18 protein-coding genes are annotated in these 17,596 nt (G+C 41.1%); 16 read left to right on the forward strand and 2 right to left on the reverse strand.

Annotated features, from left to right (window positions below; translation table 11 throughout):
• Positions 1-80 precede the first annotated feature (80 nt).
• The 5 genes from J1C86_RS01110 (at position 81) to J1C86_RS01130 (ending at position 3,933) form a co-directional block, all read left to right on the forward strand.
• The gene (locus J1C86_RS01110; RefSeq protein WP_125401782.1) at positions 81-776 is read left to right on the forward strand and encodes a TIGR00266 family protein; all 696 of its coding nucleotides are present in this window, start codon (positions 81-83) and stop codon (positions 774-776) included.
• A gap of 291 nt (positions 777-1,067) precedes the next feature.
• On the forward strand, positions 1,068-1,553 hold the full coding sequence (locus J1C86_RS01115) for a GNAT family N-acetyltransferase (protein ID WP_002893940.1): 486 nt from the start codon (positions 1,068-1,070) through the stop codon (positions 1,551-1,553).
• 163 nt (positions 1,554-1,716) lie between these two features.
• Entirely contained in the window at positions 1,717-2,214 is a 498-nt protein-coding gene (locus tag J1C86_RS01120; protein WP_002920349.1) for a beta-class carbonic anhydrase, read from the forward strand.
• 97 nt (positions 2,215-2,311) lie between these two features.
• A complete protein-coding gene (locus J1C86_RS01125; protein ID WP_125406601.1) occupies positions 2,312-3,178 on the forward strand; it encodes an ABC transporter permease in 867 nt (288 codons plus the stop codon).
• Positions 3,175-3,933: an ABC transporter ATP-binding protein gene (locus tag J1C86_RS01130; protein ID WP_125409390.1), complete on the forward strand. Its 759-nt coding sequence runs from the start codon at positions 3,175-3,177 to the stop codon at positions 3,931-3,933. Before J1C86_RS01125 ends, J1C86_RS01130 begins: the two co-directional genes overlap by 4 nt.
• Before the next feature lie 184 nt (positions 3,934-4,117).
• Here J1C86_RS01130 and J1C86_RS01135 read toward each other — a convergent pair whose 3' ends face one another.
• Complete coding sequence (locus tag J1C86_RS01135) at positions 4,118-5,599, reverse strand: M protein trans-acting positive regulator PRD domain-containing protein (RefSeq protein WP_227968224.1); 1,482 nt, start codon at positions 5,597-5,599, stop codon at positions 4,118-4,120.
• Positions 5,600-5,891: 292 nt separating this feature from the next.
• Here J1C86_RS01135 and J1C86_RS01140 point away from each other — a divergent pair, with 292 nt between their 5' ends.
• The 5 genes from J1C86_RS01140 (at position 5,892) to J1C86_RS01160 (ending at position 7,837) form a co-directional block, all read left to right on the forward strand.
• Complete coding sequence (locus J1C86_RS01140; RefSeq protein WP_002893931.1) at positions 5,892-6,131, forward strand: GlsB/YeaQ/YmgE family stress response membrane protein; 240 nt, start codon at positions 5,892-5,894, stop codon at positions 6,129-6,131.
• 55 nt (positions 6,132-6,186) lie between these two features.
• Positions 6,187-6,768 (forward strand): alkaline shock response membrane anchor protein AmaP, encoded by a 582-nt coding sequence (gene amaP / locus J1C86_RS01145; protein ID WP_125406604.1) that lies wholly within the window; start codon positions 6,187-6,189, stop codon positions 6,766-6,768.
• Positions 6,769-6,779: 11 nt separating this feature from the next.
• Entirely contained in the window at positions 6,780-6,950 is a 171-nt protein-coding gene (locus J1C86_RS01150) for a DUF2273 domain-containing protein (RefSeq protein ID WP_002899156.1), read from the forward strand.
• A 17-nt stretch (positions 6,951-6,967) separates the two neighbouring features.
• Complete coding sequence (locus J1C86_RS01155) at positions 6,968-7,558, forward strand: Asp23/Gls24 family envelope stress response protein (protein ID WP_002907890.1); 591 nt, start codon at positions 6,968-6,970, stop codon at positions 7,556-7,558.
• A 75-nt stretch (positions 7,559-7,633) separates the two neighbouring features.
• Complete coding sequence (locus tag J1C86_RS01160; protein ID WP_002899152.1) at positions 7,634-7,837, forward strand: CsbD family protein; 204 nt, start codon at positions 7,634-7,636, stop codon at positions 7,835-7,837.
• A gap of 111 nt (positions 7,838-7,948) precedes the next feature.
• Here J1C86_RS01160 and J1C86_RS01165 read toward each other — a convergent pair whose 3' ends face one another.
• A complete protein-coding gene (locus tag J1C86_RS01165; RefSeq protein ID WP_125406607.1) occupies positions 7,949-9,007 on the reverse strand; it encodes a TIGR00341 family protein in 1,059 nt (352 codons plus the stop codon).
• A gap of 932 nt (positions 9,008-9,939) precedes the next feature.
• Here J1C86_RS01165 and J1C86_RS01170 point away from each other — a divergent pair.
• From J1C86_RS01170 to argH, 6 genes are all read left to right on the forward strand, one after another.
• Positions 9,940-11,607, forward strand: a complete 1,668-nt coding sequence (locus J1C86_RS01170) for a ribonuclease J (protein ID WP_125408970.1) — start codon at positions 9,940-9,942, stop codon at positions 11,605-11,607.
• Between the two features lie 74 nt (positions 11,608-11,681).
• Complete coding sequence (locus J1C86_RS01175) at positions 11,682-12,461, forward strand: alpha/beta hydrolase (RefSeq protein ID WP_125408972.1); 780 nt, start codon at positions 11,682-11,684, stop codon at positions 12,459-12,461.
• A gap of 106 nt (positions 12,462-12,567) precedes the next feature.
• Positions 12,568-14,025 carry a glutamate--tRNA ligase gene (gene gltX, locus J1C86_RS01180; RefSeq protein ID WP_002911578.1) on the forward strand — a complete coding sequence of 486 codons (1,458 nt, stop codon included), beginning with the start codon at positions 12,568-12,570 and terminating at the stop codon, positions 14,023-14,025.
• An 89-nt stretch (positions 14,026-14,114) separates the two neighbouring features.
• The gene (locus J1C86_RS01185; RefSeq protein ID WP_002911579.1) at positions 14,115-14,750 is read left to right on the forward strand and encodes a DUF6287 domain-containing protein; all 636 of its coding nucleotides are present in this window, start codon (positions 14,115-14,117) and stop codon (positions 14,748-14,750) included.
• Between the two features lie 175 nt (positions 14,751-14,925).
• Positions 14,926-16,125, forward strand: a complete 1,200-nt coding sequence (locus J1C86_RS01190) for an argininosuccinate synthase (RefSeq protein ID WP_125408974.1) — start codon at positions 14,926-14,928, stop codon at positions 16,123-16,125.
• A 14-nt stretch (positions 16,126-16,139) separates the two neighbouring features.
• Positions 16,140-17,525 (forward strand): argininosuccinate lyase, encoded by a 1,386-nt coding sequence (gene argH / locus J1C86_RS01195; RefSeq protein ID WP_125408976.1) that lies wholly within the window; start codon positions 16,140-16,142, stop codon positions 17,523-17,525.
• Positions 17,526-17,596 lie beyond the last annotated feature (71 nt).

The following is a 17,596-nucleotide window of genomic DNA, read 5'->3' on the forward strand; positions in this document are numbered from 1 at the left end:
TTTTTGATGCTTCAGTTTTCCTTTGTTCAAAATGTAGGAAAATGTTATAATCAAGTCATAATAAGAAGGAGGCAGATTCAATGCGATTTTCTATGGACAGTAATATGCAGTTTCCTTTGGTTGAGTTGTCGCTCAATCAGGGAGAAACCGTCTTTATCCAGCGTGGCAGCATGGTCTACCACACGCCTAATGTGACTCTGAATACTCAGCTCAATGCCAGTGGTTCTGGCTTGGGACGTTTTGTCAAGGCTGTAGGTCGGTCAATGGTTTCTGGTGAAAGTACCTTTATTACTCAGGCTGTTGCCCAGTCTGATAATGGCTACCTTGCTTTAGCGCCAGATTCTCCTGGTCAAGTCATTCCCCTTCAGCTAGGCGAAAAACAATATCGGCTGAATGACGGCGCCTTTCTAGCTCTTGATGGTACGGCATACTATACCATGGAGCGCCAGTCTGTTGGGAAAGCCCTCTTTGGCGGTCAAGGCGGTTTCTTCGTCATGACGACCCAAGGTCAGGGAACTCTTTTGGCTAATGCTTTTGGTTCTATTAAGAAACTTGAGCTTCATAACCAAGAAGTAACAATTGACAATGCCCATGTAGTGGCTTGGAGCCAGTCTTTGAATTATCATGTTCATTTAGAAAATGGTTTCTGGCAGTCTATTGGAACGGGAGAAGGAGTGGTCAACACCTTCCAAGGTACTGGTGAAGTCTATGTGCAAAGTCTCAATCTTCAAACCTTTGCAGGCTCACTCAGCAAGTTTATTCCAAGAAGCTCATAAGAAATAAAACTAGGACAGAAGATCAGGCTAGATGCTGGATTTATCTGTCTTATTTTTTTTGTAACAAAGCCGAGAACTGACAAATAGCAGAAAAGATGGTAAGATAATATAAAATTATTTGAATGTCAAAGTATTAGCAAGGGGAAAGAATGTCATATTTTGAAAACTTTATGAAGGCCAATCAAGCCTTGAAAAGGCAACGGCCGCCTTTATGATTTAGCTGTTAGCACCATCGGATGCGAACTCGTTCGTGGCATTTTTGGCGGATTAAAGAAACGTTAGGAGAATAAAGTGACAATTACTATAAAACCTTATCAGAAATTGGATAAAGAGGCTGTTTTAGAATTATCAATTCAAGCTTGGTCTCCAGTTTTTCCAAAAATGGAAAAAGGAGTTCCTAAGTTTGTTTATGATAATTTTTATCCTCAAGGGTGGGAAAAAAGGCAAATCAATGATCTAACAGCAGTCTTAAATGAAGAGAGTCAGTTTGCCTGGCTAGCTTTTCTGGAGGAAGAATTAGTCGGATGGATTCACATTCGCTTGCACCCTGAGGATAAGATGGGTGAGATTTATATCCTAGCTGTTGCTCCAAGATATCAGCGTCAAGGTATTGGAAAAGCGCTCATGACCTATGCTTGTGATCAGATTAAACAAAAAGGAATGGAAATGGTCATGGTTGAGACGGGTGGTGATCTAGGTCATGCACCGGCTCGTAAAACCTATGAGAACTTTGGTTTTGAACAATGGCCCGTTGCTCGCTACTTTAAGAAGTTATAACTAATGGGTCTTTACCAACAGTAGTGGGTGATAACAGCTAGCACAGAGAGCAGTTCATATAAGTTCTTTCTTTTTTGAAGTTAGGGAAGTTCTAAAGCCAAAACCTAGTATGATAAGGTTAATTCGTTTGAACATCAAATAATATAATTAGTCAGGAGTCAAAATGTCATATTTTGAAAACTTTATGAAGGCCAATCAAGCCTATGTTGATCTGCATGGGACAGCGCATTTGCCCATTAATCCCAAGACTAAGGTAGCTATTGTGACCTGCATGGACTCTAGGCTCCACGTGGCTCAGGCTCTGGGTCTAGCACTAGGAGATGCCCATATCTTGCGCAATGCCGGCGGTCGGGTAACAGAGGACATGATTCGCTCGCTGGTCATCTCCCAGCAGCAGCTAGGAACGCGGGAAATCGTGGTTTTGCATCATACAGACTGTGGGGCACAGACCTTCAAGAATGAGGATTTCACAGCCTATCTTCATAAAGAACTAGGTGTCGATGTCAGTGATCAGGACTTTTTGCCCTTTACAGATGTAGAGGAAAGTGTGCGCGAGGATATGGCCTTGCTGCGGCAGTCACCGCTAATCCCAGCTGATGTAAAAATCTCAGGTGCGGTTTATGATGTAGATACTGGTCGAATGACAGTTGTTGAGGAATAGTTGGGAAGTCAATTTCTTTGTCTGCGCATCAGCATTGAAATTGGCTCCTTTTTTATGTTAAAATAGAGAAACGATTTTAATTAGTTAGGACAATGTTATGATTATTTCCATTATTTCTCAGGGACTGGTTTGGGCCGTCCTAGGTCTAGGTATTTTTATGACCTTCCGGATTCTGGGTTTTCCTGATATGACGACAGAAGGCTCCTTCCCCTTGGGCGGGGCGGTGGCTGTTACCTTGATTACCAAAGGAGTCAATCCTTTTCTGGCAACAGCAGCAGCCGTTTTAGCGGGCTGTGCTGCGGGTGCCGTGACAGGTCTGCTCTATACCAAGGGGAAAATTCCGACTTTGCTTTCTGGGATTTTGGTCATGACCTCCTGCCACTCTATCATGCTGATGCTGATGGGCCGTGCCAATCTGGGGCTTTTAGGAAGCAGTAAAATTCAGGATATTCTGCCCTTTTCAGGGGAAGTCAATGACCTGCTGACTGGTTTAATTTTTGTCAGCTTAGTGATTGTGGCCCTGCTCTTTTTCTTGGATACCAAGCTAGGACAAGCCTATATCGCGACCGGAGATAATCCGGATATGGCTCGCAGTTTTGGTATCAATACCGGCCGTATGGAATTGATGGGACTGATTCTGTCAAATGGCTTGATTGCTCTGGCTGGGGCGCTGATTGCCCAGCAGGAAGGCTATGCAGATGTGTCCCGCGGGATTGGAGTAATCGTTGTCGGTCTGGCCAGTCTTATCATCGGCGAGGTGCTCTTCCAGAGTCTGACCTTGGCAGAGCGTCTGATTACCATTGTAGTTGGTGCGATTGCCTATCAGTTCTTGATCTGGGGCGTCATTGCTCTCGGCTTCAATACCAACTATCTCCGTCTCTACAGCGCGGTGATTCTGGCCGTCTGTCTCATGATTCCGACCCTGAAAAATAAATTCTTTAAAGGAGCCAAGTTAAGCAAATGACAGCGATTGTAGAATTAAGAAATGCAACCAAGCTTGTAAAGAGCGGCTTTGATGAAGAAAAAATCATCCTAAATGATGTTTCGCTAGACATTCACGAGCATGATTTTATTACGATTTTAGGTGGCAATGGAGCCGGAAAGTCAACCCTGTTCAATGTCATCGCCGGAACTCTGCCTCTGACCAGCGGCAGCATTCATATCTTGGGTGAAAATGTCACTCATTTTTCACCAGAAAAGCGGGCCAAGTACCTGTCCCGTGTCTTTCAGGATCCTAAGATGGGAACGGCTCCGCGGATGACAGTAGCGGAAAATCTCCTCATCGCCAAATTCCGAGGCGAAAAGCGTGGCTTGGTGCCCCGTGGGCTCAACAGTTACAGGGAAGAGTTTCAGGCGACAATTGAGAAAATCGGCAATGGTCTGGACAAGCATCTGGATACCCCGATTGAATTTCTTTCTGGCGGGCAAAGACAGGCTTTGAGCCTACTCATGGCAACGCTCAAGCGCCCAGAGCTTTTGCTTCTGGATGAGCATACTGCAGCACTGGATCCTAAGACCAGTGTAGCCTTGATGGAGCTGACCAATGAATTTGTCAATCGTGACCGCCTCACAGCTCTTATGATTACCCATCACATGGAGGATGCCCTCAAATACGGCAACCGACTAATCGTTATGAAAGACGGGCAGATTATTCAGGACTTAAACAAAGACGAGAAGGCCAAGATGACCATCGCAGACTACTATGACTTGTTTGAATAATCTTGCTAAAAACAAGAGAAAGAGTATGTACTAAATAATGTACGGCTCCCACAAAGTTAGACAATTAATGATCAAAAGTCTCTAGTTCTCTATTAAATAGGACTATGTCCTTTTTCTTCAAATTGCCCTAATAGATGAATAAAAACCGCTTGATTGCGGTTTTTTGTTATCAAAATAGTCTAAATCACTCATCTAAGCGAATAAACATCATTGCGTTAAGTAAGGAGATGAGTGCGACCGTATTAATATTATTGGAATAGATCAGTCTCTTGTTCTCAATGGGTGGAATAATAAAATTAGAAATGATGATATCGTAAGGTGATTCTTTTAAAGAATCAAGTGATAACTCTAATTCACTCCAAACCTCCAGATCAAAATTGTTGCTGCAATAATAAGAAAGTGTCTCTGCTACCGATCTTGCATGATACTGATCAAAATTGCTCATGACTAAAACTTTTAATTTAGGCTGATTTTGTAAAAGATTCAGCACTAAATGTTTGCTGTGAGTGATAAAAGTATAGGATAGATGGTTGACTTTCGTTGGTGTGCTATAGATACCCAATGTCCCTAGGTAATGTTCAATCCCTTTTTTAATATCTGAAACAAATTGAGGGAAAATATTTTGAAAGTTCTTGATTGTATTCCCTTTTTGATCAAACAGAATAAATTCTGTAGATAGTTCCTGGCGGTGCAGATGTGCTGTATTATGCAAATGCCAAATAAGATTGTCCTTATTGTCTATTTTTAGATTATATTTGCTTTCTATCTGATCAATTAAATCACTTAATAATTTATACGAATTTTTTACATAGCTGTCTGTTTTTGCGCAGCTCATAAATAGATTTTCATCAATGAAAAACATTTTTTGAAAATAGGAGACAAATAGTTGACCTATCACTTCTTTATTCAAAGAGATATGATATTCAGAATCAAAGCTCGCTACAATGTCTTCGATTCCTTCTGCCTGCATGAAAGATTCTAACAATTGATTATTAAAAGAATCTTTCTCAACTTCCAAGAAATGACCAAACTTTATTCGATATAAATTCGTAACGAGGAGCAATTTTAACATTCTTTGAGTTGCGAAATTGACAGGAAATGCAGTTTCTTTATAGACCAGTGCTAACAGCCTACACAAAGGTTCTACTGAAAAATCTGTAAAGGGCCATTCAAGAAAATAATATTTTTCCGAAAAATATTGTGCAAAAAAATAACGGATATCAATCTCATCTCCAATAATCCGAGCAGGATTGAGACTAATTTTAAAATTATATTGCTTTTTTATGATTTTGTTAATATGACTGATTATACGATAGAGTGAGGAAGAGCTTATATAAAACTCTTTACAAATACTCTCAGTTTCATATCCTTCGTTAAAGAAGATGAATTCTAAAATTGAAAAATGGGTTGAATGCTTAAAAAAATGGTGATAGACCATCTCAATATCACTATCATCAGTATTAATGATACGTATACCATTAGTGGACGAGTGAAAAATCAATTGAGGAAACGCAGACTTGACATGGGATAAATCATCTTTTACTGAACGTTCTGTACAATTCAATAGTTCAGCCAGTTCAGAAATATGAAACCAGCGTTTGTTTTTAAATAGTAGCTCTAATAGTTCTAATTGTCTGTGGCTCTTTTTAGACAGTAATTCTCGCATTAAAATATTATCTTTCTTTATATAGTGTTTTATTATCAGGCAATTATACCATATTTTATGCATTTAACCTCGTTTAACAACTTTAAAATATATCTAAAAATGCTGATAAAAGCCTATAGAACAATGAATTCTCATTTTAACGTATCTATAGTGCAAATAAACGAGAAGAAAACCAAGTTGAATTATTATGTTTCCAAGTTGGAAAATTATATAATTATGTTAATCAAAAAATAATAGTAAAAAATATTATTAAACAATTTTGATTTAGAAAAAATTAGAAAGGAGAATCAATATGCTTTGGTCTATTATTGTTGGAGGTCTTATTGGTCTTATTGCTGGATCAATAACTAAAAAAGGCGGCTCAATGGGTGTTATTGCAAACGTTGTTGCAGGTTTAGTTGGTTCTGCTGTCGGTCAGTCACTTTTAGGAACTTGGGGTCCTAGTTTGGCTGGTATGGCCTTGCTTCCTTCTATCATTGGTGCAGTTATTGTAGTAGCTGTTGTATCATTTTTTGTAGGTAAAAAGGCATAAATTGTCTTTTTACTTTCAAAATACAATTTAAAATTTAATGATGTGAGGATTCAATATGTCAAAATCAAGAAAAATACTTTCCCTTATTTTCTGTATTTTAATCTTGACAATTTTGATTCCTGTTTTGCTAGACTTTCATAAAGTCAGCGGTCTGGGGCTCCAGTTATTTAGCTGGAAGTTATTCACTTGGAAGCAGATTCCTTTTGTGGGCTACTATCTTTCTAGGTATGTTTTCTGGGGCACTGTGGTTTTAGCAAGCTTAATCTTACTACTGATGTTAGTGATAGCTTTTTATCCTAAGAGACGTTTGGAAATTCAGCTAGCTGATGCGGATGGGAAACTGATGCTGAAAAATTCAGCCATTGAAGGGTTTGTTCGTAGTCTGTTAACAGAACACGATTTAATTAAAGATCCTACAGTTTCAGTAAATAGCCGTAAAAACAAATGCATGGTGTCCGTTAAAGGGGCAATCGTTCCTTCGGAAAACATCATCAAGAGAAGTCAGTTGATTCAAGAAGAAATCGCGTCTGGATTGACAGAATTCTTCGGAATCAATCATAATGTCAAGCTTAAAATCTCTGTCTCAGACTTCAAGCCAAAAGAAGCGGCTAAAAAAACTACTAGCCGTGTAAAGTAAGGAAGTAAAAAATGGAATGGTTTAAAAAATATCAATATCCAATCTTGTCTGGATTAGCAGGCATTATTCTAGCGTGTTTTATCCTATCCTTTGGCTTCTTTAAGACTCTATTTGTCTTGATTTGCGCTACTCTAGGGGCAGGAATTGGATATTATATTCAAAACAAAAATATATTTAAATAAGAATAAAGGAGTTTAACATGTCAAATAAAGATGTTAAAGATGTTGCAAAAAAAGAAGTTGCTCAAGCAGCTCATGAAGTAAAAGGTGAATTGACTTACGATGATAAGGTCATTCAAAAAATTATCGGTCTCTCTTTAGAGAAAGTTTCAGGTTTGCTGGCTGTTGACGGTGGCTTCTTCTCTAACATAAAAGATAAATTGGTCAACTCTGACAATGTCACTCATGGTGTCAATGTTGAAGTTGGCAAAGAACAAGTAGCTGTTGACTTGAATGTAGTTGCGGAATATCAAAAGAATGTTCCTGCTCTATACAAAGAAATCAAGAAAGTTGTTGTAGAAGAAGTTTCTAAGATGACTGATTTGGAAGTTGTTGAAGTAAATGTCAATGTTGTTGATATTAAAACGAAAGAACAACACGAAGCGGATTCAGTAAGCCTTCAAGATCGAGTGACAGATGTTGCTGAATCAACAGGCGAATTTGCTTCAGAACAATTCGAAAAAGCAAAATCTGGCATTAGCGGTGGTTTCTCAGCTGTTCAAGAAAAAGTTGGCGATGGTGTAGAGGCTGTTAAAGACGCTGCATCAAATGAAAAAGCTCGCGTTCGTTAATTCTCTCACTAAAATTAGGAAATCTTATATTCTTTCATTCTTTAAAAATTGAAACTAATAACGGAGGTATCAAATATGTCTACAGAAGAAAAATTCAACCAAGCTAAAGGTTCTGTTAAAGAAGGCCTAGGCAAATTAACTGGTGATAAAAAAACAGAAAAAGAAGGAGCTGCTGAAAAAGTAGTTTCTAAAGTTAAAGAAGTTGCAGTAGATGCCAAAGATGCTGTTGAAGGCGCAATCGAAGGCGTTAAAAATATGGTTAAAAAAGACGATAAATAAGACCAATAGTTGATTTTCCTTATAAAAAGTCTTTGTTAACTATAGTCACTAAAAAGAGAGAACATTTAAGCCTGTTCTCTCTTTTTGTGTATTTGGCTAGGAAAATTGTTCCTATTCCTTGTTTTTAGTTGGAGTTTCTTTCTTCTCCTTTTCCTTATCAATTTTTTGAAGTTCATGGTCATTTTTATATTGAATAATATACTCGACGATGTCTTTTTCGGTCAATCGGTCATTGGATAATTGTGAAATTTGAATTGAAATATTTTTCAAGCCATAATCGTTTTGTTTACTAAGAATTTCTTTTACTTCCTCATCTGAAAGATAGTTTCCTGAAATAGTTAACTTTAAAGTATTATCTTCTTTATCATAGTTCTTTTTTAGGATTGTGTTCTCTTTAAACTGATCAGATAAGTATTTATTTATAGATTCATTGATTAAGGTCTCTCTCACTAAGGTAGTCGCTGAAACTAAACTTGGAATAATAAGAATAAGCGAAACCAGAATTAATATTTTTCGCATTTTATAGGCTTCTTGATTGTGTTTAATGTAATGATTTTTCACCATAGTTAAGCTCGTCCCTATGTATGTAGCAAGCATAATAAAACTACAGTTAATGAAAAATAAGTACGATGCTCCTAACATAAACTCAAAGTTTCCCGTTGCTATAGCATAACCGACAGTACATACTGGGGGCATAAGAGCTGTTGCGATAGCAACTCCAGGTACAATGTTATTTGCTTCTTTTTTTCGTGCTCCAATAACTCCAGCTACCCCACCCACAAAAGCTATAACTACATCCCAAATTGTTGGTGAAGTTCTGGCAATAATTTCTGAACTTGCATAAGAAATTGGAGAAATAAAAAAATAAACCGTAGATGCTAAGAGGCTTAACAAAACTTGAATAGAAAGAATTTTAAACGACTTTCTGAGCAGTTTCATATCTAGTATTGCTAATGAAAAACCAATTCCAATAATAGGTGTCATTAATGGAGAAATCAACATTGCCCCAATGATAACTGGAGTGGAATCCATGTTTAAGCCAATAGATGCAATCAACATTGCACATAACAAGGTAGCTAAATCGCTTCTTGATAAATCTAAATCATCGTAGAGCCTATCTCTAAATTCAACTAAAGAATAAAGTTTATCCTCTTTTAAAATTTTTCTCATAATAGTATTCCCCTTATTAAAGTCCTCTAAATTATAAATTCATGCAAAGCAATGAATGAAATAAGTAATATTCCAAATAAAATACCGGAAGAGGTATATAACCGTTATTTATTTTAACATAAAAATATTACGATTAGAATCTAATTTCTGAGAAGAGGTTTCTTAACATTCTTACTGGATTAAAAAAGCAACATATACTGAATTATTAACCAAATAACAAAAATTAGTTTGTCACGGCCTTTTTTCTTTGTGTAACTACTTTTTCAAAATTCTTAAAATATTTTTGTATTTTTAATGTGTAAACGCTTGCAAAAATCTAAATAGAGTACTATAATAGAGTTAAGGAAATAGAAAGAAAGGAAGCCAAATTCATTCGCTTTTAAGTTTACTTTGTTGGTATAGTTGTTTGTAATACATAAGTAGTTGCTTTACTTGACATATTGGTTGAATTGTCAGACAGGCCTGCTTAGCTTGCCTGATTGTAACGATAGTATAGAAAGTAGAAGCTTTTAGATGGTTTTCAAACTTCGAGAATTCAATCAATAGTGCTTTATTATGTTATAGAGATTTCCAATGCTAAGATAAAAAGAAAATCATTAGCGGTTGAAGGAATTAAAAGTTTATAAAAAATAATAAAAACAATAAATAAAAAATTGTTATTCAGTTACACCTTGGATGAACTGATTGCTCTCATACCAGCGAAGTAAACCAGACCTCTAGCCGAGTAAAGCTAGAGGTCGTTTTTTTGTGGTAAAGGGCGCTAAGAAGGGACACTTGACTTTGAAAAAACATGAAAAAATGCTATAATAGGTTGGATATGCGAACCTTAGGTTTGTAAGACTGTAATTCGACTTGGCTAGCCAAGGACCGTTAGTAATAAAATAAAGAATCTTTGATAAAAGTGAGGTTCTGAAAATTGAATAGGAGAAAAAATGAGCAAGAGCAATATTAAACTGATTGCTTTGGGCGGCGTACGTGAAAATGGAAAAAATCTCTACGTTGCCGAAGTGGATGATTCCATTTTTGTATTGGATGTTGGGCTGAAGTACCCAGAAAATGAACAGTTGGGTGTGGATTATGTCGTTCCCAACATGGACTATTTGTTTGAAAACAAGGAGCGGATTGCGGGTGTCTTTCTGACGCACGGGCACGCAGATGCGATTGGTGCTCTGCCTAATCTTTTGGCAGATGCTAAGGTGCCGGTTTTTGGATCAGAATTGACGATTGAGCTAGCTAAGCTTTTTGTTAAAAATAACGATGCAGTTAAGAAGTTCAATGATTTCCATGTGATTGATGAAAATACCGAGATTGAATTTGGCAAAACAGTGGTTTCCTTCTTCCGGACGACTCACTCGATTCCTGAGAGTTTGGGAGTTGTCATCAAGACCAGAAAAGGCAGTATCGTTTATACAGGTGATTTCAAGTTTGACCAGTCTGCCAGCCCGTCCTATGCGACAGACTTTGGCCGTCTGGCTGAGATTGGCCGCGAGGGCGTCCTGGCCTTGCTCAGTGATTCAGCCAATGCGGACAGTAGCGTTCAGGTGGCTAGTGAGAGCGAGGTTGGCAAGGAAATCGAAGATACGATTGCTGACTGGGATGGTCGTGTGATTGTTGCGGCGGTTGCCAGCAACCTGTCTCGTATCCAGCAGGTTTTTGATGCAGCTGCTGAGACTGGCCGCCGAGTAGTTTTGACAGGCTTTGATATTGAAAACATCGTTCGTACGGCTATCCGCCTCAAGAAGCTGTCCTTGGTGGACGAACGCCTCTTGATCAAGCCTAAGGAGATGTCTAAGTTTGAAGACCATGAGCTGATTATCTTGGAGACTGGCCGGATGGGTGAGCCTATCAATGGCCTGCGCAAGATGTCGATCGGACGTCACCGCTATGTGGAAATCAAGGAAGGCGATTTGATTTACATCGTAACGACGCCGTCAATTGCCAAGGAAGCGGTCGTGGCTCGCGTGGAAAATATGATTTATCAAGCGGGTGGCATTGTCAAGCTGATTACCCAAAACCTGCGGGTTTCAGGTCACGCAAATGCGCGTGATTTGCAGCTCATGATTAACCTGCTGCAGCCTAAGTACCTATTCCCGATTCAGGGTGAGTACCGCGGCTTGGATGCTCATGCCAAGTCTGCCATGGAAGTTGGCATGCTGCCGGAAAATATCTTCATTCCTAAGCGGGGCAGCATCATGGAATACGACCATGGTGATTTTGTGCCTGCTGGTGCAGTATCAGCTGGAGATGTCATGATTGATGGAAATGCGATTGGCGATGTGGGAAATATCGTCCTGCGTGATCGCAAGGTCTTGTCTGAAGACGGTATTTTCATCGTGGCACTCACGGTTAACCGTAAGGAAAAGAAAATCATTTCCAAGGCTAAAGTACACACCCGTGGATTTGTCTATGTGAAGAAGAGCAGAGATATTTTGCGCGAAAGCTCTGATATTATCAATAAAACAGTGGAAGATTATCTGGCGCAGGATAGCTTTGACTGGGGTGAGCTGAAGGGTGCTGTCCGTGACAGTCTGGCCAAATATCTCTTTGACCAAACCAAGCGTCGCCCAGCTATTTTGCCGGTCGTTATGGAAGTGCGGTAAAAATCTGAACACAAATACAAGAAAAGTCGGGCTTCGGCTTTTTCTTGTCAGGAAGATACGAAGGAGAAATGCGAATGGCAGTGATGAAAATAGAGTATTATTCTGAGGCTTTGGAGATGGAATGGGGTGTCAATATCCTCTATCCGGACGCAGCTCGTGTGGACAAGCCGGATGATAAGGACATTCCTGTTTTGTACTTGCTTCATGGTATGAACGGGAATCACAATAGCTGGCTCAAACGCTCAAATATTGAGCGTCTGGTTCGCTCGACTAATCTGATTGTTGTCATGCCTAATACCAGCAATGGCTGGTACACCGATACTCAGTACGGTTTTAACTATTACCAAGCCATCGCTGAGGAGCTGCCTCGGGTGCTCAAGCGCTTTTTCCCAAATATGTCAGACAAGCGGGAGAAGAATTTCATCGCTGGTCTTTCCATGGGCGGATACGGAGCCTTTAAGCTGGCTCTCAAGTCTAACCGCTTTTCATACGCGGCTAGTCTTTCTGGCGCTTTGAGTTTTCTTGATGCTCGACCAGATAATGCTGAAATGGCAACACCAGCCTATTGGCGGGGAGTTTTTGGAGACTATAAAGACTGGAGCAGCAGTCCTCATTCGCTAGAGAGCATAGCCAAGCAATCTGATAAAAAGACCAAGCTTTGGGCATGGTGCGGCGAAGAAGATTTTCTCTACAAGGCCAATCAGGAGGCAGTGAAAAACCTGCAAGACTTAGGCTTGGAGATTACTTATAGCCACAGTCCAGGTAAGCATGAGTGGTATTACTGGGAAAAGCAGTTGGAGAATGTGCTGGCCTGGCTTCCTATCGACTTCCAGCTGGAAGAGCGCCTGTCGTAAAAATAGACTGTAAAGTCGTATTCTGCCCTCAGAGTATGATATAATGATTACGTTTGAAAATCGGAGTGGGATTGATTCCCCAAAATACAAATAGGAGAATGGAACTTTGACAAAAGCGATTCGAGTGCGTTATGCACCAAGTCCGACTGGACTTTTACACATCGGAAATGCGCGGACTGCGCTCTTTAACTACCTCTATGCTCGTCACTATGGTGGAACCTTCATTATCCGTATCGAGGATACAGACCGCAAGCGCCATGTAGAAGACGGAGAACGCTCACAGCTTGAAAACTTACGCTGGCTGGGTATTGACTGGGATGAAAGTCCTGAGACTCACGAAAACTACCGCCAGTCTGAGCGCTTGGATATTTACCAAAAATATGTCAATGAACTCTTGGACAAGGGCTTGGCTTACAAGTCCTATGTAACTGAGGAAGAATTAGCGGCTGAACGCGAACGTCAGGAAGCAGCTGGTGAAACACCGCGTTATATCAATGAGTTTCTAGGTATGTCAGAGGAAGAAAAGGCAGCCTACATCGCTGAGCGTGAAGCAGCGGGGATTATTCCGACGGTTCGTCTGGCTGTCAATGAAGTTGGTGTCTACAAATGGACTGACATGGTCAAGGGCGAAATTGAGTTCGAGGGTGGCAATATCGGTGGTGACTGGGTGATCCAGAAGAAAGACGGCTACCCAACTTATAACTTTGCTGTGGTTATTGATGACCATCTGATGGAAATTTCGCACGTTATTCGGGGGGATGACCACATTGCCAATACACCTAAGCAACTCATGGTTTATGAAGCTCTAGGCTGGGAAGCACCAGAATTTGGCCACATGACCCTGATTATCAACTCTGAAACAGGTAAGAAGCTGTCTAAGCGCGACACCAATACCTTGCAGTTTATTGAGGATTATCGCAAGAAAGGCTACCTGCCAGAAGCAGTCTTTAACTTTATTGCACTGCTGGGCTGGAATCCTGGTGGCGAGCATGAGATTTTCTCTCGCCAAGAGTTGATTGAGCTCTTTGATGAAAAACGTCTCAGCAAGTCCCCAGCAGCTTTTGACCAGAAGAAGCTGGACTGGATGAACAATGAATACATCAAGAATGCAGATTTTGACACAATCTTCGCTCTGGCTAAGCCGTACTTGGAAGAAGCGGGCCGTTTGACAGACAAGGCAGAAAAGCTTGTAGAGCTCTACAAACCACAAATGAAGTCTGTGGACGAAATTGTGCCGCTGACTGACCTCTTCTTTGCGGACTTCCCAGAGTTGACAGATGCGGAGCGTGAGGTCATGGCTGGTGAAACGGTACCGACCGTGTTGACAGCCTTCAAAGAAAAGCTAGAAGCTATGTCTGATGCAGATTTTGTGACGGAGAATATCTTCCCGCAAATCAAGGCTGTCCAAAAAGAGACAGGGATAAAAGGCAAAAACCTCTTTATGCCGATTCGGATTGCTGTTTCAGGTGAAATGCATGGACCAGAGCTGCCAGATACGATTTACCTGCTAGGTCGTGAAAAATCTATCCAGCATATCGATAATATGCTAAGTCAAATTCAATAAGATAAACCAGCTTTCGAGCTGGTTTTTACTTTGCAAATTTTTGTTTTTATGTCACAATTGTAATAAGAAAATACCTTAAGGAGAGAAAAATGAAAAAATGGATCATTATCTTGGTTGGAGGACTAGTAGCCTTGCTCGTGCTAGTAACCTGTAACCAAAAGAAAGAGCAGACGAATCCTGCTTCCAACAATTCTAAAGCAAGTTCGACTAGTTCTGCATCTTCTAAAAAGTCTGAGAGAGGGGCCAGTTCGAGCGAACTTTCTGGCGACTCAGATAATCAAGAAACTTCTGATGCTGGCTCTCAGCAGCATTCGGAAACAGAAAGTGAAAAGTCTACCAAGGGAGCTAGCAAAGAAGAGAAAGAGATGGCACCAACTTCTAGTTTGGATATGAAGGCTATTGCTTCTGGAGATTTTTCCAGTATGACTGGTACTTGGCAGGATGCTAAAGGGAACAGTTATACATTCGATGCGTCTGGTATCGACTCAGATGTTGCCAAGCTTGAGACAGGAGATTACTCTGGGCCAGATGAAAATGGGATTTACCGAGCAGGGATTCGTTGGAAAAACCAAACCGGTGCTGCCTTTCTTATAATCCCAGCAGGAAAGAGTCTGCCAGCTGGGGAGACTGTCAATGGGACGGATCCGACTGATACCAGTCAAGATCGCTTTATCATTACTCAAAGCGTTTCCGAACATCCCGATGTTTTTTACCGCGTAAAATAAGGAGTCTTGACAGACTCTTTTTTCCTTATTTTTAGTCCAGTATATAATATATTGATTTTGAATAAAAATCGATAAAACGATTTTATTTTAATAAATATTAAATTTCCTCTTGACATTCGCATTTTCATACAGTAGAATGTTTAAAAATAAAATGTAGAAGGATAGAGGTAATCGCATGGTTAAAGAGAAAGTCATTTTAGCGTATTCCGGCGGCTTGGACACTTCGGTGGCTATTACTTGGCTGGACAAGGATTATGATGTGATCGCAGTCTGTATGGACGTAGGTGAAGGAAATGATTTGGATTTCATTCATGACAAGGCGCTGAAAGTTGGCGCTATCGAATCACATGTTATTGATGTTAAAGACGAATTTGCGGAAGACTACGTCTTGGTTGCTCTGCAAGGACACACCTTCTACGAACGAAAATATCCTCTAGTGTCCGCTCTGAGCCGACCTTTGATTTCTAAGAAATTGGTTGAAATTGCCCACAAGACGGGGGCGACAACCATTGCCCATGGCTGTACCGGAAAAGGAAACGATCAGGTTCGTTTTGAAGTCGCTATCGCCTCCTTGGATCCCAAGCTCAAGGTCATTGCTCCAGTTCGGGAGTGGAAATGGTCTCGGGAAGAAGAAATTAATTATGCCAAAGCTAATGGCGTGCCAATTCCTGCAGATCTGGATAGCCCTTACTCAGTCGATCAAAACCTTTGGGGACGGGCCAATGAGTGTGGTGTCTTGGAAAACCCTTGGAATGAAGCCCCGGAAGATGCCTATGATTTGACGGTTGCACCAGAAGCAGCGCCAGACAGCCCAGTCTATGTAAATATTGACTTTGAGGCTGGTGTGCCAGTTGCTTTAGATGGTAAAAAGATGAAGCTGGCGGACTTGATTCTTGAACTCAATGACCTAGCTGGACAGCACGGTGTTGGCCGGATTGACCATGTGGAAAATCGTCTGGTAGGGATTAAGTCTCGGGAAATCTATGAATGTCCTGGGGCGGTGACTCTCTTGGCTGCCCACAAGGAAATCGAGGATCTGACTCTAGTCAGAGAACTGGCCCATTTCAAGCCAATTATCGAAAACGAGCTGTCTAATCTCATCTACAATGGTCTCTGGTTTAACCCAGCGACAGAAGCCCTGATTGCCTATCTCAAGTCCACCCAGCAGGTGGTTAATGGAACAGCTAAGGTAAAGCTTTATAAGGGATCTGCGACAGTTGTAGCTCGTAAGTCTGACAATTCTCTCTACGATGAAAGTCTGGCTACCTATACTAGTGCAGATACTTTTGACCAGGATGCTGCGATTGGCTTTATCAAGCTGTGGGGGCTTCCATCTAAGGTTCACGCAGAGGTTCAGGCTCACAAAGACAAATAGAAAGGGGCTTTCCTATGGCGAATCATAAACTGTGGGGCGGACGTTTTGAAGCCTCTCTGGAAGGCTGGGTAGAGGAATTTGGCGCCAGCATTGGCTTTGACTATCGTCTTGCTCCCTATGATCTGCAGGGCAGCCTAGCCCATGTCAAAATGTTGGGGCGGACAGGAATTATTGCTCCAGAGGAAGCAGCTGCTATTCAGGCAGGCTTGGAAAAGCTGTTGGCGCGTTATGAGGCTGGAGAACTTGAGTTTGATGTACGTAATGAAGATATTCATATGAATATGGAGGATCTTCTGACTGAGGAGATTGGGCCAGTGGCTGGTAAGCTTCATACGGCTCGCTCTCGTAATGACCAGGTGGCGACAGATATGCACCTTTATCTCAAGGAACAGCTCGGTCAGATTGCGGATAAACTCTTGAATCTGCGTCAGGTGCTGCTGAATTTGGCAGAAGAGCATGTAGAGACCATCATGCCAGGCTATACCCATCTGCAGCATGCCCAGCCGATTAGCTTTGCCCATCATCTGCTGGCCTATTATCAGATGTTCAGCCGTGATAGTCAGCGCTTTGCCTTTAATCTGGAGCATACGGATTTGTCTCCTTTAGGAGCAGCGGCTCTGGCGGGGACAACATTTCCGATTGACCGAGAGTTGACAGCTGATTTATTGGGCTTCAAAGGTATTTACCACAATTCCTTGGATGCGGTAAGTGATCGAGATTTTATCCTGGAGTTTCTATCTAACAGCAGCATTCTCATCATGCATCTGTCTCGTCTCTGCGAGGAGCTGATTAACTGGTGCAGCTATGAATATGGCTTTGTCAGCTTATCAGATACCTTTAGTACTGGATCTTCCATTATGCCGCAAAAGAAAAATCCGGACATGGCGGAGCTGATTCGAGGCAAGAGCGGCCGGGTCTATGGCCATCTCTTCAGCCTTCTGACGGTTATGAAATCCCTGCCCTTGGCCTATAATAAGGACCTGCAGGAAGACAAGGAAGGCATGTTCGATACAGTAGATACCATCCAAAAATCGCTAGATATTATGGCGGGTATGCTGTCTAGTATGACAGTAAACAAAGAAAAAATGCTGGTTTCAACTCAGCAGGATTTCTCCAATGCGACAGAATTGGCTGACTATCTGGCCAAGAAAGGACTGCCTTTCCGGGAAGCCCATGAGATTGTCGGAAAGTTGGTACTGGAATGCAGCAAGGCAGGCTATTATCTACAGGATATTCCGCTGAGCCGCTATCAGGAAGTGTCGTCGCTGATTGAGGGAGACATTTATCAAGCGCTTGAGTCGCAGACTGCTGTACAGAAGCGGGATTCCCTTGGCGGAACTGGATTTGCGCAGATCCGTCAGGAGTTGGAAAGAGCGAAGAGACAGCTGAAAAAGGAATAAGATATAGGGAACATCGCAAGAGAATTGCGGTGTTCTTTTGGTGAATTGACCTTTTAAATATTTGCAAAAAC

This window comes from Streptococcus sanguinis (assembly GCF_050220005.1).
Taxonomy (GTDB): Bacteria; Bacillota; Bacilli; order Lactobacillales; family Streptococcaceae; genus Streptococcus; species Streptococcus sanguinis_Z.